This is a genomic window from Mycobacterium liflandii, assembly GCF_022354805.1.
GTDB lineage: Bacteria > Actinomycetota > Actinomycetes > Mycobacteriales > Mycobacteriaceae > Mycobacterium > Mycobacterium marinum.
Window position 1 is genome coordinate 2,034,442 of record NZ_CP023138.1, and the last position, 16,905, is coordinate 2,051,346.

Below are 16,905 nucleotides of genomic sequence, written 5' to 3' on the forward strand. Positions count from 1 at the left end.
GCCCTACTTGATCTCGGCGAGCACCGTTCCCTGGGTGATGGCCGCGCCGGCCTCGACCGCAAGCCCGGTGATGACACCGTCTTTGTGAGCGGTGACCGGGTTCTCCATCTTCATCGCCTCGAGGACCACGACGAGCTCGCCGGCGACGACCTCCTGGCCTTCTTCGACCGCCACCTTCACCACGGTGCCCTGCATCGGCGCAGTCACGGCGTCGCCGGAGGCGGCGGCACCGGTGTGGGCACCGCGCTTGCGCGGCTTGGGCTTGCGCCGGATGACACCCGCATCGGCGCCGGAGCCGTTGGACATCGCCAGATCGGCGGGCAGCGAGACCTCGACCCGGCGACCATCGATTTCGACGACCACGGTTTGGCGTGGGCGGAAGTCTTCGTCGTCGAGCGGTTCACCGGCGGCGAACGGTTCGATCGTGTTGTTCCATTCCGTCTCGATCCAGCGCGTGTGCACCGAGAAACCGTGCTCGTCGCCGATGAATGCCGGGTCGGAGACCACCGCGCGGTGGAACGGGATGACGGTGGCCAGGCCCTCGACCTGGAACTCGGCCAGAGCGCGTCGAGCTCGCTCCAGCGCCTCGGTGCGGTTGGCGCCGTACACGATCAGCTTGGCCAGCATCGAGTCGAATTGGCCGCCGATCACCGAGCCGGTCTCCACACCGGAGTCCATCCGCACGCCAGGACCGGCCGGCGGGTGGAACTTGGTGACCGGACCGGGAGCCGGTAGGAAGCCGCGGCCGGCGTCCTCGCCGTTGATCCGGAACTCGATTGCGTGTCCCCGCGGGGTGGGGTCTTCGGTCAGGTCCAGCTTCTCGCCGTTGGCGATGCGGAACTGCTCGCGGACCAGGTCGATCCCCGCGGTCTCCTCGGTGACCGGGTGTTCGACCTGAAGACGGGTGTTGACCTCCAGGAAGGAGATCAGGCCGTCCTGGCCGACCAGGTATTCGACCGTGCCGGCGCCGTAGTAGTGGGCCTCTTTGCAGATCCGCTTGGCCGACTCGTGGATCTCCTTGCGCTGGGCGTCGGAGAGGAACGGCGCCGGAGCCTCTTCGACCAGCTTCTGGTAGCGGCGCTGCAGCGAGCAGTCGCGGGTACCGGCGACCACGACGTTGCCGTGCTGGTCGGCGATCACCTGCGCCTCGACGTGGCGCGGCTTGTCCAGGTAGCGCTCGACAAAGCACTCGCCGCGGCCGAATGCCGCGGTGGCCTCGCGCACCGCCGACTCGTAGAGCTCGGGAATCTCTTCCATGGTGCGGGCGACCTTCATGCCGCGCCCGCCGCCACCGAAGGCCGCCTTGATGGCGATCGGCAGCCCGTACTCCTGGGCGAAGGCGACCACTTCTTCGGCGTTCTTGACCGGGTCGGGAGTGCCGGGCACCAGGGGCGCCTTGGCGCGGGCGGCGATGTGGCGGGCGGTGACCTTGTCGCCGAGGTCGCGGATGGACTGCGGGCTGGGACCGATCCAGATCAGGCCGGCGTCGATCACGGCCTGGGCGAAGTCGGCGTTCTCCGACAGGAAGCCGTAGCCGGGGTGGATCGCGTTGGCTCCGGACTTCGCCGCCGCGTCGAGGAGCTTCTCAAAGTCCAGGTAGGACTCGGCGGAAGTCTGGCCGCCCAGGGCGAACGCCTCGTCAGCCAGGCTGACGTGCGGGGCCTCGGCGTCGGGTTCGGCGTAGACCGCCACGCTGGCCAGGCCCGCGTCCCGGGCCGCCCGGATCACTCGGACTGCGATCTCGCCGCGATTGGCCACGAGAACCTTGGAGATCCTGGAGCTGGCGTGACTGGCCACTGCGCCTCCTGTAGGGCTGGAAGTCTCTTCGTCTTTAAGAGAATTTCTTACAAGTCTTGTCTGGGGAAGTTTAAGCGGCGCGCCGGAAGCTCGGTCACGCGGTTCCCCTTTCACACGGTCTCGCGCAGCCGCCGCTTGATTCGGGCGAGCATCGCCGACATCCCGCGCAGCCGTAACGGGCTGATCAGATCCGCCAGGCCCAGTTCGCTGTAGAAGTCCTCAGGCACGGCCAAGATCTCGGATGCGGGTTGCTCGTCGAGGCCGGCGGCCAGGATCGCGGCAAAGCCACGGGTGGTCGGCGCCTGCGCCGGGGCGCTGAAGTACAGCCGCACCCGGTCCGGGTCTTGCGCGTCGACATGCAGGAACAGGGGGACTGGCACTCGGGCACGGGCTCCATGGCGGCCTCGGCGAGGTCGGACGGCAGCGGCGGTAGCTCGTTGGCGAATTCCAACAGCAAGGCGAGCTTGTCCTGGACCTGGACTTCGCCAAAGTCGGACACCACCTCCGCCAGCGGAGCGGGCATGCTCATCGCGGCGACGCAAGTCCATCGGCGGATCCGGGGCTCTCGCCCCCGACGATCGGCACCCGCACGGTATTGCCCCACTCGGTCCAGGATCCGTCGTAGTTGCGCACCCCGGGCTTGCCCAACAGATGGGTGAGCACGAACCAGGTGTGGCTGGAGCGCTCGCCGATGCGGCAGTACACGATGGTCTTGTCATCGGGGTCCAGGAAGCCGTAAAGCTCGTCGAGCTCGGCGCGGCCGCGGAACCGCCCGCTCTCGTCGACCGCCTTGGCCCACGGAATGGACTGCGCCGTGGGGATGTGGCCGCCCCGCAACACGCCTTCCTCCGGGTAGTCGGGCATATGCGTGCGCTTGCCGGTGTACTCGTCGGGGGAGCGCACGTCGATCAGCGGCTGGGTGCCCAATGTGGCCAGCACGTCGTCCTTGTAGGCCCGGATGGGGGCGTCGTTTCGCTCCACGATCGGATAGCCCGCGGAGGTCTTGGCGGGCACGGTCAGCGAGGTGTCCCGGCCCTCTGCGATCCACAGGTCGCGGCCCCCGTTGAGCAAGCGCACGTCGGGGTGGCCGAACAGGGTGAACACCCACAGGGCGTAGGCCGCCCACCAGTTGCTCTTGTCGCCGTAGATCACCACGGTGTCATCGCGGCTGATGCCCTTGCGGTCCATCAACTCGGCAAATTGCGCACCGGTGATGTAGTCGCGCACGCGCGGATCGTTGAGGTCGGTATGCCAGTCGATCTTGACGGCGCCCGGGATGTGGCCGATGTCGTAGAGCAGGACATCTTCGTCGGACTCCACGATTGCCAGGCCGGGAACGCCCATGTGTGCGGACAGCCAGTCGGCGGTCACCAGGCGTTCGGGGTGGGCGTAGGCCGACAGGGTGGGATTTGGGTCTGGGGGCAACGGCACGGTGTCAGCCTACCCATCGCACTATCAGGTCAAGCAGCATCAGGGGAGCGGATTCGACGCCCAAAGTGCGGCTATGGATATACCGGCGCGGCTGATCAGGTCCCGCGTCAGCGGCAGCCCAATTCCCACCACGGCGGACGGATCGCCCTCGACGCCGGTGATGAACCAGCCGCCCAAGCCGTCCAGGGTGAACCCGCCGGCCACCTTCAACGACTCCCCGGTGGCCAGATAGGCCTCCAGGTCGTCGTCCGAGGGGGCCGCGAAGTGGACCGTGGTGGTCGAGGTCTCGTCGTCGCGGTGCGTGACGCGTTGCTCGGTCAACCGTACGACGCTGTGCCCGGTGTACAGGTGCCCGCAGCGACCGGCCATCGAGCGCCACAATTGCCGGGCGTCGTCGACGGTCTCGGGCTTTCCGCACAGCCGGCCGTCAATGTAGAGCATCGAATCGCAGCCGATGACAAGGCAGTCCGCGGCGACGGAAGCCTGCTGCCCGGTCAGGGTGGTCGCTACCTGTTCGGCCTTTGCGCGTGCCAGCACACGCACCACATCCGCCGGTGTTGCGGCCGGACCCAGCCCGGCCATGATGGCGTCCTCGTCGACTCCGGAGACCACCACCAGCGGATCAACGCCAGCCTGCTGAAGCACCTTGAGCCGACCCGATGAGGCCGAGCCCAGTACCAGTCGGGTCATCGCCGCATGTGCGTCATTTCCTGCAACGTGATGCGCTGCCAACTGAAGACGGGGTAGCGCAATCTGTCTACCGGCAACCCCCACCGGGATGGCTCGGGCGCTGCGGCCGGGGCTGCGCTGCGCAGGCTGCCCAGCACCGCGACCAGCGCCGCGAGCTCCTGTTCGGTCGGCGCTCCCTTGAGCACGTGGATGTGCGGTTCCAGCGGGTCATGCGCCGGCGCGGTCACCGTACCCTCGCCGCCCTCGCTGGCCTCGGTGGCGTCGCTGGTCTCGGGCTGTTGATCGATCGGCTGGTTGCCGTTGTTCACGTCGCTCACAGGGGGATGTTCCCATGCTTCTTGGGGGGCTGCTGGGCGATCTTGCGTTCCAGCAGACGCAACGCGGTTCCGATGTACCCGCGGGTGTACGACGGCGGGATCACCGCGTCGACGTACCCGCGTTCGGCGGCGATGTAGGGATTGACCAGGGTGTCCTCGTACTCCTGCTGCAGCTGCAGCAGGAGCGCGTCGACATCCTTGCCGGCCTCGGCCGCTTCCTTGAGCTGCTGGCGATACACGAAGCCGACCGCCCCGGACGCGCCCATCACCGCGATCTGCGCTGTCGGCCAGGCCAGGTTGACGTCGCAGCCCATGTCTTTGGAACCCATCACGCAGTACGCGCCGCCGTAGGCCTTGCGGGTGATGACGGTGACCTTCGGGACGGTGGCCTCGCCGTAGGCGTAGAGCAGCTTGGCGCCGCGGCGGATGATGCCGTTGTACTCCTGGCCGGTTCCGGGCAGGAAGCCCGGAACGTCCACCAGCATCACGATCGGGATGTTGAAGCAGTCGCAGGTCCGCACGAAGCGGGCCGCTTTCTCGGAGGCATCGATGTCCAGGCAGCCGGCGAAGTGGGTCGGTTGGTTGGCGACGATGCCCACCGGCCGGCCCTCGATGCGCCCGAACCCGACCACGATGTTCTGCGCATAGCCGGCCTGGATCTCGAGGAACTCCTCCTCATCGAGGATCCGGGTGATGACCTCATGCATGTCGTAGGGCTGGTTGGGCGAGTCCGGGATCAGCGTGTCCAGCTCCAGGTCCTCGTCGGTGAGGTTCTCCTCGATGGGCCCCTCGGGGGCGGGAGCGGGGTAGCGCGGTGCGTCGGTGGCGTTGTTGGGCGGCAGATAGCTCAGCAGCTCGCGCACATATTCGAAGGCGTCCTGCTCGCCGGACGCGACATAGTGGGCGGTACCCGACTTGACCATGTGGGTGTGGGCACCGCCGAGCTCCTCCATGGTGACGTCCTCGCCGGTGACGGTCTTGATGACGTCGGGTCCGGTGATGAACATCTGACTGGTCTGGTCGACCATGACCACGAAGTCGGTCAGTGCCGGGGAGTAGACGTGCCCGCCCGCGGCGGCTCCCATGATCAGCGAGATCTGCGGGATGACGCCCGAGGCCAGGATGTTGTTGCGGAAGATCCGGCTGTACAGGCCCAGGGAGACGACACCTTCCTGGATGCGCGCGCCGGCGCCGTCATTGATGCCGATCAACGGTCGTCCGGTCTTGACCGCCAATTCCTGAACCTTGACGATCTTCTCGCCGTACACCTCACCCAGGCTGCCGCCGAACACGGTGGCGTCCTGGCTGAAGATGCACACGTCGCGGCCGTCGATGGTGCCGTAGCCGGTGACCACACCGTCGCCGACCGGGCGGTTGCTCTCCAGGCCGAAGTTGGTGCTGCGGTGCTTTGCCAGCGCGTCCAGCTCCACGAACGAGTCCTCGTCGAGCAGCGCATAGATCCGTTCGCGTGCGGTCAGCTTGCCTTTGGCGTGCACCTTCTCGATGGCGCCCTCGCCGACCGGATGCAGCGACTCGGCGCGGCGCTTGTGTAGCTCTGCGAGCTTGCCCGCGGTGGTGTGGATATCGATGGTGTGCTCGGCAGCGGGCTCAGCAGTGTGGTCGGTAACGCTGGTCATGGGAGTTGATGGTATCGGCCGCACCCGCATCGGTTGGCCCGGGCGTGCCTGAGCACCCGACGGTCGCGCGGGGATTGCCGATGTGCGCCGCGGCGAACCGTCCGACAATTGATCTCCCACGGCCGGCCCGGCGTTCTCTAGGCTTGTGCCGTGACGGACCGCGATCAGCTCAGGTTGCCGTTGGACGCCAGCAAGCTGCGTAGTGAGGCGATCGACTCGGGATGGCGCCAGCTCGACGTCGTCGATGAGACCGGCTCCACCAACGCCGATCTGCTGGCCCGGGCCGCTGCCGGGGCCGATATCGAAGGGGCGGTGCTGATCGCCGAACACCAGACGGCCGGACGGGGGCGGCTGGGGCGCGGCTGGTCGGCCACGGCGCGAGCGCAGATCACCATGTCGGTCGGGGTGCGGGTGGACGGCGTCCCCACCGCCACCTGGGGCTGGCTGTCGCTGGCCATCGGGTTGGCCGTGGTGGACACGGTGACCCCGTTGCTTGACGGCACGGCGGCGCAAGCGGGTTTGAAGTGGCCCAACGATGTGCTGGCCGGTCTGCCCGGATCGCTGGGCAAGCTGGCGGGCATTCTCGCCGAGGTGGCGATGCCCTACGCGGTGATCGGCATCGGGCTCAATGTCACCCAGGCGCCCGACGAAATTGCGGGGCCCGCAGCGACCTCGCTGCTGGACCTCGGGGTGCCGGCACCGGATCGCAACGAACTGGCTGCCCGGCTGTTGCGCGAGCTTGCGGCGCGGATCGATGAGTTCAGACGCGCTCACGCGCGGCTATCGGCGGACTACCGGGCCCGCAGTCTGACCATCGGTTCGCGCGTGCGTGCGCAACTCCCCGGCGGGCGCGAGATCGTCGGGATCGCCCGCGACATTGATGAGCAGGGGCGATTGCGCCTGCAGACTACGCCCGACGAGGCGGGCAAGTCCGGCGAGACGGTCGTGGTCGCCGCGGGTGACGTGGTGCATCTGCGCTAGTGCGGCGCGGCCATCCGTCCAACTTCAGCAAACAGCAGCCAACGGGGGATAGGGTCGCCACCATGGGCTATCCGGACAATGCCATGGCCGCAGGCGAGCAGGTCGTCCTGCATCGTCACCCGCACTGGACCCGGCTGGTCTGGCCGGTCGTGGTGTTGATCCTGATCACCGGGCTGGCCGCGCTGGGCTCGGGGTTCGTCAACTCGACGCAATGGCAGCAGCTGGCCAAGAACATCATCCATGGCGTCATCTGGGGGATCTGGCTGGTGATTGTCGGCTGGCTCACACTATGGCCGTTCCTGAGCTGGCTGACCATACATTTCGTGGTCACCAACCGCCGGGTGATGTATCGCCAGGGCGTGCTGACCCGCAGCGGGATCGACATCCCGTTGGCCCGGATCAACAGCGTGGAATTCCGGGACCGGATATTCGAGCGAATGCTTCGCACCGGGACGCTGATTATCGAATCGGCGTCACAGGATCCGTTGTTGTTCTACAACATTCCGCGCCTGCGAGAAGTGCACGCGCTGCTCTATCACGAGGTTTTCGACACCCTGGGCTCCGAGGAAGCCCCCAGCTGAGCGGCCGATCGTGCATCTGAGCGGTTGGCCCTGGCGGACTTGTTGTGCCAGGAGCGCAGCAGGGTGACGTTGCCGCCCTCGATCTCGTCTTCGAAGACTTCGGCGATACCGCCCGCGGTCAGTGCCGACTCCAGCGCCTTGTCCGGGTTGCGTGCGAACTCGTCGGGGAACACCCAGCGGCGGAACGCCCAGAACCGGAAGGCCATCTGCAGCAGATTTCCGATGATGTAGGCCGAGACAAAGTCGGCCAGGTTCTCCACGGTCAGCGAGACCATCGGCACCCGTAACTGCAAGACATAGCTGGAGAACCACAGCGGGGCCATGCTCAGCAGCACACCCACGCCGCTGAACGCGAAGAACAGCAGCGCCTCGTGGTGGCGCTCCCGGCCGCCACGGTCGCGGAAGCTCCATTCCCGGTTGAGCACATAGGACGCGATGACAGCGACGATTCCGGCGATCACCTTGGCCGTCACCGGCTTGGGTTCCAGAATCGTCAACTTCAGCGTGTAGAAAATTGCCGAGTCGATGATAAAAGTAGTGCCGCCGACGATGGCAAATTTGATCAGTTCATGATGACGCTGCGCAAAGGGCTGAACCACCCTGGGAAGGCGCGCGATTGTGGCATCGGCAAAGGACACAACAAGTCAGTGTACGGATTGACACGAACATAGACGCAAAATGATACATAACGGTTTGGTGTTGCAGCCGCCAAACACGCCGGTCATGGGCCATGACACCATGATGGCCGTGCCAAGTTCTCGCACCCCCCAGGTTGCCATGGTCGGTGGTGGCCAGCTCGCCCGGATGACCCATCAGGCCGCTATCGCCCTGGGTCAGAACCTGCGTGTGTTGGTTAACTCCGCCGATGACCCGGCGGCGCAGGTGACACCCAATGTGGTGATCGGATCGCACACCGATCTGGACGACCTGCGCCGCATCGCGGCCGGAGCCGACGTGGTGACCTTCGACCACGAGCACGTTCCCGCCGAGCTGCTGGACAAGCTGGTGGCCGAGGGAGTCGTGCTGGCGCCGCCGCCACAGGCTCTGGTGCACGCGCAGGACAAGCTGGTGATGCGCCGGCGGCTGCAGGCACTCGACGTCCCGGTGCCGCGCTACCTGGGCATCCACCAGCTCGAGGAACTCGGTGAGCTGGACGCGTTTGCCCGCGAGCTGGACGCGCCGCTGGTGGTCAAGGCGGTCCGGGGCGGTTACGACGGCCGCGGTGTGCAGATGGCGCGCGATCTGGCCGATGCCCGCGACATCGCCAGCGGCTACCTGGCCGGGGGTGTTCCGGTGCTGGTCGAGGAGCGGGTCCAGTTGCGTCGAGAGCTCTCGGCGCTGGTGGCACGCTCGCCGTTCGGCCAGGGGGCGGCGTGGCCGGTGGTCGAGACGGTGCAGCAGGACGGCATCTGCGTCGCGGTGATCGCGCCCGCGCCGGCGCTGTCCGCGCAAGCTGGCGCCGATGCGCAACAGCTGGCGCTGCGGTTGGCCGCCGAACTGGGCGTGGTCGGGGTGCTCGCCGTGGAACTCTTCGAGACCACCGACGGCGCTTTGGTGGTCAACGAGCTCGCGATGCGGCCGCACAATTCCGGGCACTGGACCATGGACGGATCGCGCACCAGCCAGTTCGAGCAGCACTTACGCGCGGTGTTGGACTACCCGCTCGGCGATACCGAGGCGATCGCGCCGGTGACCGTGATGACCAACGTGTTGGGGGCGGCCGCGCAACCGGCGATGAGCCTGGACGAGCGGCTGCACCACCTTTTCGCCCGGATGCCCGATGCCCGGGTGCACCTCTACGGCAAGGACGAGCGTCCCGGCCGCAAGGTGGGACATATCAATTTCCTCGGTTTCGACCCGGCGGCCGTTGCCGGGCTGCGAGAGCGGGCCGAGCTGGCGGCACACTGGTTGTCACACGGACAGTGGACGGACGGATGGGATCCCCATGGCTGAACAGCCCCGGGTCGCGGTGATCATGGGCAGCGACAGTGACTGGTCGGTAATGGCTGACGCCGCCAAGGCGCTGGCCGAATTCGACATCGCGATGGAGGTGCGCGTGGTCTCGGCGCATCGCACCCCGCAGGTGATGTTCGACTACGCGCGCGACGCGGCCGGTCGTGGCATCGAGGTGATCATCGCCGGCGCCGGCGGAGCCGCGCACCTACCCGGAATGGTGGCCTCGGCCACCCCGCTGCCGGTGATCGGGGTGCCGGTGCCGCTGGCCCGCCTCGACGGACTGGACTCGCTGTTGTCGATCGTTCAGATGCCGGCCGGGGTGCCGGTGGCTACCGTGTCCATCGGAGGCGCCCGCAATGCCGGCCTGCTGGCGGTGCGGATGCTGGGATCATCCGATCCTGCGCTGCGCGCGCGGATCGCCGCTTTCCAAGACCAGCTGGCGCAGACCGTGCAGGCCAAGGATGCGGAACTTCAGAAACTTGCGGGTAAGTTAACCCGCGACTAGAAGCCGACTAGGAGGGCTCGCAAGATGGCTGGTTGGGCCGGAAACCCGTCTTTTGATTTGTTCCAGCTTCCGGAGGAACACCAGGAGTTGCGGGCGGCGATACGCGCGCTGGCGGAAAAGGAGATCGCGCCGCACGCCGCGGACGTGGATGAGAATTCCCGGTTTCCGCAGGAGGCCCTTGATGCGCTCAACGCTTCCGGGTTCAATGCGGTGCACGTCCCCGAGGAGTACGGCGGCCAGGGGGCCGACTCGGTGGCGGCCTGCATCGTCATCGAGGAGGTCGCTCGCGTCGACGCCTCAGCCTCGTTGATCCCGGCGGTCAACAAGTTGGGCACCATGGGCCTGATCCTGCGCGGTTCCGACGATCTAAAGAAGCAGGTGTTGCCGTCGCTCGCCGATGGCGCCGCGATGGCCTCCTACGCGCTCAGCGAGCGCGAGGCCGGTTCGGACGCCGGAGCGATGCGCACCCGGGCCAAGGCCGACGGTGACGACTGGATTCTCAACGGCACCAAGTGCTGGATCACCAACGGCGGCAAGTCCTCCTGGTACACGGTGATGGCCGTGACCGACCCCGAAAAAGGTGCCAACGGGATATCGGCGTTCATGGTGCACAAGGACGACGAAGGCTTCGTCGTGGGCCCCAAGGAGCGCAAGCTGGGGATCAAGGGCTCACCGACCACGGAGTTGTACTTCGAGAACTGTCGGGTTCCCGGCGACCGGATGATCGGGGAGCCCGGCACCGGCTTCAAGACCGCCCTGGCGACGCTGGACCACACCCGCCCGACCATCGGTGCCCAAGCGGTGGGCATCGCTCAGGGCGCCCTGGATGCCGCAATCGCCTACACCAAGGACCGCAAGCAGTTTGGGAAGTCGATCAGCGATTTTCAGGCGGTGCAGTTCATGCTCGCCGACATGGCGATGAAGGTGGAGTCCGCGCGGCTGATGGTCTACTCCGCCGCCGCGCGCGCCGAGCGTGGCGAATCCAACCTCGGATTCATCTCCGCCGCGTCGAAGTGCCTGGCCTCCGACGTGGCGATGGAGGTCACCACCGACGCGGTGCAGCTGTTCGGTGGCGCCGGATACACGGTTGACTTCCCGGTCGAGCGGATGATGCGCGACGCCAAGATAACCCAGATCTACGAGGGCACCAACCAGATTCAGCGCGTCGTGATGTCGCGGGCATTGCCGCGCTGAGGTACCGAACCGCAGATTCGCTTCATCGCATCCGATCCGCCAGTACAGTCAAGGTCACGGCACCGCCAATCAATCGGGTGGGCAGGCAGGTGGCCGAAATAAGCTGGCGCGCCGAGTATCGTCGGCCTTCGTCTGACTCGAGCAAACGGGTTATCCGCGGCCAGGGGGTGTGAGGTAGAGGACGTGGTTACCTGTGCGCGTACCACATGAGCATGATCTGACTGCGGGGCTTGGTCCCAGCACCGGCCAGCGGGCTCAGTGGCAGACGTTGTCGCTGCTGCTGGTTGAGGACGATCGGGCCGACGCAATGCTGGTCGAGGAGCTGATCGCGGACGCGGCCGTCGACATCCAGGTGGTGTGGGCGCGCTCGATGGCTCACGCCGAGCGCGAATTGAGCGCGGCCCGGCCCGATTGCGTGCTGTTGGACCTCAACCTTCCCGACGCCAGCGGCATCGACGCGCTGGACCGCATCGCCAACCGCGATGCCACCGTCCCGGTGGTGGTGCTGACCGGGCTGAACGACGAGTACTTCGGCGCGACGGCGGTCGCCGCCGGTGCACAGGACTATCTGGTCAAGGGTCGCGTCGATCCGGAGATGCTGCGGCGCGCGATGCTGTACGCGATTGAGCGCAAACGTGCCGAGCTGATCGCCGCCGACCTGCACGCAACCCAGCTCCGAGCCCGCGAGAATGCGCTGCTGGAACGCGGCCTGTTGCCCTCGCCGCTGCTGCTCGACTCGCCGGGAGTCGACATCGTCGCCCGGTACCGGCCCAGCCGCGAAGACGCGTTGCTGTGCGGCGACTTCTATGACGTCGTGCAAACGGCCGACCGGGTGGTCCACGTGTTGATCGGTGACGTCGCGGGGCACGGCCCCAATGAGGCCGCGCTGGGCGCGGCGCTGCGCATCGCGTTTCGGGCCCTGACGCTGGCCGGCGTGCACGGCGGCGAGCTGATGCGCCAGCTCGACCGGGTGCTGCGCGCCGAACGCACCGGCGAGGGGATCTTTGCGACGGTGCTCAGCCTGGCCATTCCGCCCCAGCCCGCCGGCTCGGCCGACGGCGCTCACATCCAGGTGATCCGTGCCGGACATCCCGGGATGCTGCTGCACGGCGGTGGCACCGTGCACTGGCTCGAGCCGCCGGCCGGGCCGGCGCTGGGGCTGAATTTGGGCAACTGGTGCCAGCATGAGGTGGAGCTGCCGGTGGACCACGGGCTACTGCTGCTCACCGACGGGCTCTTCGAGGGGTATTCGGGGCACCGTCGGGAACGGCTGGGCGAGCATGGGCTGCTGTCGCTGGCCCGTTCACACGCTGGCTTGTCGGGTCCGGCGTTCGTCGACGCACTCATCGACGGTGCGCAGCAACGCGCTCAATCACTCGGCGGGCTCACCGACGACATAGCGGTGCTGCGAGTGGAACGCACGCCTGCATGACTCCGGAACCGCCCATCCGGCCCCGCACGCGGCGCCGTATCGCGCTCACGGTGCGGGGATGGCAAGCCCTGGTGCTGTCGATCATGGGCGTGATGGTGCTCGCCGGCACCGTCGCCGGCGCGGTCCTGCTCAATCGCACCGACGGTGTATCGCGGGAACTCAGCGACAACATCGAGCCCGCACGGGTCGCGGCTTTCCAGCTGCAGTCGGCCTTGCGCGACCAGGAATCGGGGATCAGAGGCTATGTGATTTCCTCCGACAGCCAGTTCCTCAGCCCCTATTACGACGGCCGGCGCACCGAAGAGGCTGCGGCCCAAAATATCCGGCGACTACTGGGGCGCCGGGGTGACCTGCTTGCCGACCTGGACGCGATCGAGAAGGCGGCGCGCGCGTGGCGGGCCAGCTACGCCGAGCCGCTCATCGCACAGGTCAACTCGAATGCTCCGGTCATGCTCAACGGCGCGGCAACCGCGATCGGTAAGGCCCAGTTCGACCAGCTACGAACCCTTTTCGAGGACCAAAACCGGCATCTGGGTGCCGCCCGCGCGCAGGCCGCCGAGCGCCTGCAACGAATGGACGACTGGCGTGACCGGGTGCTGGCCGCAATGGTGCTGTTGTTCTTCGCGACGGCAGCGCTACTGGGAATCCTGACCAGGCGTGCGGTCACCATTCCGCTGGCCGCGCTGGCTGCGGCCTGCCGCCGGGTCACCGAAGGCAACTTCGGCGAACGCATCGTTGCGCCGCGCTGGCCCAGAGACATCCGGGGTATCGCGATCGACGTCGAGAACATGCGCCAGCGAATGGTCGAAGAGCTCGACACCTCACGTTGCGCCCGAGCTCAATTGGACGAACAGGCAGAGGAATTGCGACGGTCCAATGCCGAGCTCGAGCAGTTCGCCTACGTCGCGTCCCACGATCTGCAGGAGCCGCTGCGCAAGGTCGCCGCATTCTGCCAGTTACTGGAGCGGCGTTATGCGGATCAGCTCGACGAACGCGGCATCGAGTACATCGGCTTCGCGGTCGACGGCGCCAAACGCATGCAGGTCCTGATCAACGACCTGCTCAGTTTCTCCCGGGTCGGCCGGCTGGGTGCCACCAGCGTCGAGGTCGAACTCGGCGCGACCCTCGATGCTGCCGTGGCCAATCTCGGCGCGGCCATCGAGGAATCAGACGCCGAGATCGTGCGCCTCGAGCACGGCTTCCCACCGGTTGTTGGAGATCCGACCCTGCTGACGATGTTGTGGCAGAACCTGATTGGCAACGCGGTCAAATTCCGGCGCGAAGACCTGCCGCCCCGGGTGGTCATCGATTGCCAGCTCGGCACGGGAGATCACCAGGGCCTGTGGCTGTTGAGCGTGTCGGACAACGGTATCGGCATTGCGCAGGAGTTCGCCGACAAGGTCTTCATCATCTTCCAGCGCCTGCATGGTTGCGATTCCTACGGCGGAACCGGTTTGGGCCTTGCGCTGTGCCGAAAGATCGTCGAGCATCACGGCGGCACGGTGTGGATTGACTCCTCGTACACCGATGGGACTCGCTTCCAGTTCACCTTGCCCGTCGCCGCGCCCGCGACCGCGGACCCAGAACACCTCGAACCTGCCGAAGGGATAGCCGAATGACAGCACCGGGTCGACCCATTGACATCCTGCTCATCGAAGACGATCCCGGGGATGAACTCATCACCCGGGAGGCGTTCGAGCACAACAAGGTCAACAACCGGCTGCACGTCGCCCACGATGGCGAGGAGGGGCTGGATTACCTTTATCAGCGGGGCAAGTACCAGCAGGCGCGCCGGCCCGATCTGATCCTGCTCGACTTGAACCTACCGAAGTACGACGGTCGGCAGTTGCTGGAGAAGATCAAGTCCGACTCCGAGCTTTGTCGTATCCCGGTGGTGGTACTGACCACGTCCTCGGCCGAGGAGGACATTCTGCGTAGCTACAACCTGCATGCAAACGCCTACGTCACCAAGCCGGTCGATCTCGACCAATTCATGACCGCCGTCCGGCAGATCGACGAGTTCTTTCTTCAGGTGGTTCGGCTTCCGCAAAGCTGAGTAGCGCCGCGGCTCAAGGTTTTCCGACAGGCTGGTTGGACGCCACGATCCCGAGTTGGTCGACCTCGTGTACGTGGACGGTCGAGAAATCGAAGAACATACCGACGATCTGTATCGCACCGGAGGCTATCGCGGGAGCCAAGACCTGGTTGTGCGCAAGCCTTTCCAGCTGAACCGCCACATTGACCACAGCTAGCTGGTCGAGTTCGCCGAACCCGACGGACGCCGCGCTCGCCCGTGCCGGATGACCGTCTCGGAACGCGGCCAAACTATCGTGTGCGTGTTCAAGCCAGTGGTTCATCGGGCGGTCGACGTCACTCGCGCCGTTGTCCAGCAACGCCTGCATTGACCGGCACGACGAGTGTCCGCATACGACAACCGAACTCACACCGAGTTGGTTGACCGCGAAGTCCAGGGCGGTATCCACCGAGCGTTCGGTTGGATCGATCGGTACCAGGTTGCCGACGTTGCGGACGATATACAGGTCGCCCGGTTTGCTGGCCGTGATGACGTCGGGCAGGATCCGGGAGTCGGCGCAGGTGAGAAAGACCGTGTCCGGGTTGGCCGGATCCATCAGTTCCCGCACATGGTGGTGCAGCGTGCCGATGCCGTTGCGATGGTATTCCTCAACACCGTGCCGAATCGAGGGTTCGGCATCGGGATGGCTGTCGCGCCTCGATGTCCAGGGTTCCCGCAGCGCTCGAGACATGAAGTGGCGTTTCGGCGGACTGGTGTGTGCGCTGACCAGGTTGGCCGGCGACGTCTCGATGATGGTGACTTCGCCGCCGGTTGCTTCGTGAGCGGTCTTCCAGTCGGAAATGGCTTCGGAGACGGAGTGGTCGATGTAGTCGGCATTCAGGTTCAGCGTGATGTCGCTGCCCTCTGGCAGCTCGGAGAGCACGTTGGTCAGCCGCGGCAAGAGCAGGAAACTCAACGTGCCATCGATGTCGACCCGCCAGCGCTTCGCCTCTTCGCTCACCAGCCTGGCCTCGATCGGGGCGCGGATGACCCTGATCAACAAGAAGGCGATCGCAACACCGAGTCCAATGACCACGCCCTCGAGCAGGTTGAGGAATATGACGCCCAGGATGGTGATGACGTAGATCGCAAAATTGCCGGTCCGCCACGCAATCTGGATGTGTGCCAGCTGGATGAGCTGGGCGCCGACCACAATCAGGAGCCCGGCGAGCGCCGCTTTGGGGATGAGTTCCACCAGGCCGGTGAACAGCGAGGCGAACAGCAAGATCCACACCCCGTGCAGCACCGCTGAGGTGCGGGTGCGGGCTCCGGCTGCCACATTGGCCGAACTGCGCACGATGACGCCGGTGACGGGAAGACCGCCGAGCAGCCCGGAGAGGACGTTGGCGCTGCCCTGCCCGAGCATTTCCCTGTTGAAGTTGGTCCGCGGGCCATGGTGCAACTTGTCCACACCGACCGCGCACAGCAGCGATTCGACGCTGGCGATCAGGGCGATGGTCAACACGCCGACGGCGATGATGCTGATGTCATTGCTCCAGGGCTGACCGTCGGGGGTCAGCTCGGGCAGCCGGGGCAGCGAGATGGCCTCGAAGAAGTTGCCCGAAAGGTTGATGCGCTCCACATCTAGATTCACCATCAACGACAGTGCGGTGGCTCCGGCGATGGCCACCAGGGGGCCCGGAACCATCCGCACCATGGCGGGCAACCGTGACCACACCAACAATATTGCGATCACCGTTCCGCCGACGATCACTTCGTGTAGCTCGTGATGAAGGATGCCGTTGGGCAACGCCGCAATGTTGCGCCACGCCGAGCTGTGCGCCGAGCCGCCCATCAGGACATGGATCTGTTGCAGCACGATGGTCACGCCGATGCCGGCCAGCATGGCGTGCACCACCACCGGTGCAATGGCCAGCGCGGCGCGTGCCATCCGGCTCAGCCCGAAGATGATCTGCAGGACGCACGCGCCGAGGGTCATCAGGCACAACATCTGCCAACCGACCTGTTCGATCAATCCGGCGACCACCACGGTGAGGCCGGCGGCCGGGCCGCTCACCTGAACCGACGACCCGCCGAGCAGTCCGGCGACAATGCCACCCACCACCGCGGCAATCAAACCGGCCATCAACGGAGCACCGGAGGCAATGGCGATCCCCAGCGACAGGGGCAGCGCTACCAGGAAGACGACGAGCGACGCGGGGAAGTCATGGCGCAAGTTGGCCCGCATCCACTGGGATCGAGATTCGGGTGCCTCGGCGGAGTTCTTGACTGCGGTGCTCATTTGTTGACTCCTCAAAGCCGGTCAAAGAGGCCATCCCGGGCGGGCCGGCAATCGAGACCTGACACCCC

At 66.3% G+C, this 16,905-nt stretch carries 14 protein-coding genes and 2 pseudogenes; 8 read left to right on the top strand and 8 right to left on the bottom strand.

The window, feature by feature from the left end; all coding sequences use genetic code 11:
• Positions 1–3: 3 nt before the first annotated feature.
• The 6 genes and pseudogenes from CKW46_RS09200 to CKW46_RS09225 all read right to left on the bottom strand — a co-directional run bounded on the left by CKW46_RS09200 (position 4) and on the right by CKW46_RS09225 (position 5,872).
• Positions 4–1,797, bottom strand: coding sequence for an acetyl/propionyl/methylcrotonyl-CoA carboxylase subunit alpha (locus CKW46_RS09200; RefSeq protein WP_482053079.1), 1,794 nt, complete (start codon positions 1,795–1,797; stop codon positions 4–6).
• A 110-nt stretch (positions 1,798–1,907) separates the two neighbouring features.
• Positions 1,908–2,326 (bottom strand): annotated as a pseudogene (locus tag CKW46_RS09205) (SufE family protein).
• Positions 2,323–3,228 (bottom strand): sulfurtransferase, encoded by a 906-nt coding sequence (locus tag CKW46_RS09210; RefSeq protein ID WP_482053081.1) that lies wholly within the window; start codon positions 3,226–3,228, stop codon positions 2,323–2,325. Before CKW46_RS09210 ends, CKW46_RS09205 begins: the two are co-directional and overlap by 4 nt.
• 39 nt (positions 3,229–3,267) lie before the next feature.
• Positions 3,268–3,918 (bottom strand): Maf family protein, encoded by a 651-nt coding sequence (locus tag CKW46_RS09215; RefSeq protein WP_011740577.1) that lies wholly within the window; start codon positions 3,916–3,918, stop codon positions 3,268–3,270.
• Positions 3,915–4,124: pseudogene (locus CKW46_RS09220) on the bottom strand (acyl-CoA carboxylase subunit epsilon); the annotation flags it as partial. The gene CKW46_RS09215 and the pseudogene CKW46_RS09220, both read right to left, overlap by 4 nt.
• Positions 4,125–4,231: 107 nt before the next feature.
• Complete coding sequence (locus tag CKW46_RS09225) at positions 4,232–5,872, bottom strand: acyl-CoA carboxylase subunit beta (protein ID WP_117437972.1); 1,641 nt, start codon at positions 5,870–5,872, stop codon at positions 4,232–4,234.
• Positions 5,873–6,022: 150 nt separating this feature from the next.
• On the opposite strand from CKW46_RS09225, the gene CKW46_RS09230 reads away from it, so the two are divergent.
• The gene (locus CKW46_RS09230; protein ID WP_482053082.1) at positions 6,023–6,853 is read left to right on the top strand and encodes a biotin--[acetyl-CoA-carboxylase] ligase; all 831 of its coding nucleotides are present in this window, start codon (positions 6,023–6,025) and stop codon (positions 6,851–6,853) included.
• Positions 6,854–6,915: 62 nt separating this feature from the next.
• Positions 6,916–7,434, top strand: coding sequence for a PH domain-containing protein (locus CKW46_RS09235; protein ID WP_117438011.1), 519 nt, complete (start codon positions 6,916–6,918; stop codon positions 7,432–7,434).
• On the opposite strand, the gene CKW46_RS09240 is transcribed toward CKW46_RS09235, so the two are convergent.
• The gene (locus tag CKW46_RS09240) at positions 7,389–8,072 is read right to left on the bottom strand and encodes a GtrA family protein (protein WP_117437970.1); all 684 of its coding nucleotides are present in this window, start codon (positions 8,070–8,072) and stop codon (positions 7,389–7,391) included. The two genes, CKW46_RS09235 and CKW46_RS09240, sit on opposite strands and share 46 nt — an antisense overlap.
• 100 nt (positions 8,073–8,172) lie before the next feature.
• Here CKW46_RS09240 and CKW46_RS09245 point away from each other — a divergent pair, with 100 nt between their 5' ends.
• The 6 genes from CKW46_RS09245 to CKW46_RS09270 all read left to right on the top strand — a co-directional run bounded on the left by CKW46_RS09245 (position 8,173) and on the right by CKW46_RS09270 (position 14,577).
• Complete coding sequence (locus CKW46_RS09245; protein WP_012393134.1) at positions 8,173–9,387, top strand: 5-(carboxyamino)imidazole ribonucleotide synthase; 1,215 nt, start codon at positions 8,173–8,175, stop codon at positions 9,385–9,387.
• Positions 9,380–9,895, top strand: coding sequence for a 5-(carboxyamino)imidazole ribonucleotide mutase (purE, locus tag CKW46_RS09250; RefSeq protein WP_011740570.1), 516 nt, complete (start codon positions 9,380–9,382; stop codon positions 9,893–9,895). The genes CKW46_RS09245 and purE overlap by 8 nt, the downstream gene beginning before the upstream one ends.
• 24 nt (positions 9,896–9,919) lie before the next feature.
• On the top strand, positions 9,920–11,089 hold the full coding sequence (locus CKW46_RS09255; protein ID WP_015354831.1) for an acyl-CoA dehydrogenase: 1,170 nt from the start codon (positions 9,920–9,922) through the stop codon (positions 11,087–11,089).
• A gap of 193 nt (positions 11,090–11,282) precedes the next feature.
• On the top strand, positions 11,283–12,521 hold the full coding sequence (locus CKW46_RS09260; protein ID WP_020727291.1) for a PP2C family protein-serine/threonine phosphatase: 1,239 nt from the start codon (positions 11,283–11,285) through the stop codon (positions 12,519–12,521).
• Positions 12,518–14,140: a sensor histidine kinase gene (locus tag CKW46_RS09265; protein ID WP_117437965.1), complete on the top strand. Its 1,623-nt coding sequence runs from the start codon at positions 12,518–12,520 to the stop codon at positions 14,138–14,140. The genes CKW46_RS09260 and CKW46_RS09265 overlap by 4 nt, the downstream gene beginning before the upstream one ends.
• A complete protein-coding gene (locus tag CKW46_RS09270) occupies positions 14,137–14,577 on the top strand; it encodes a response regulator (protein ID WP_012393138.1) in 441 nt (146 codons plus the stop codon). The genes CKW46_RS09265 and CKW46_RS09270 overlap by 4 nt, the downstream gene beginning before the upstream one ends.
• 13 nt (positions 14,578–14,590) lie before the next feature.
• Here the strand turns inward: CKW46_RS09270 and CKW46_RS09275 are convergent, their stop codons facing one another.
• On the bottom strand, positions 14,591–16,837 hold the full coding sequence (locus CKW46_RS09275) for a SulP family inorganic anion transporter (RefSeq protein WP_117437964.1): 2,247 nt from the start codon (positions 16,835–16,837) through the stop codon (positions 14,591–14,593).
• Positions 16,838–16,905 lie beyond the last annotated feature (68 nt).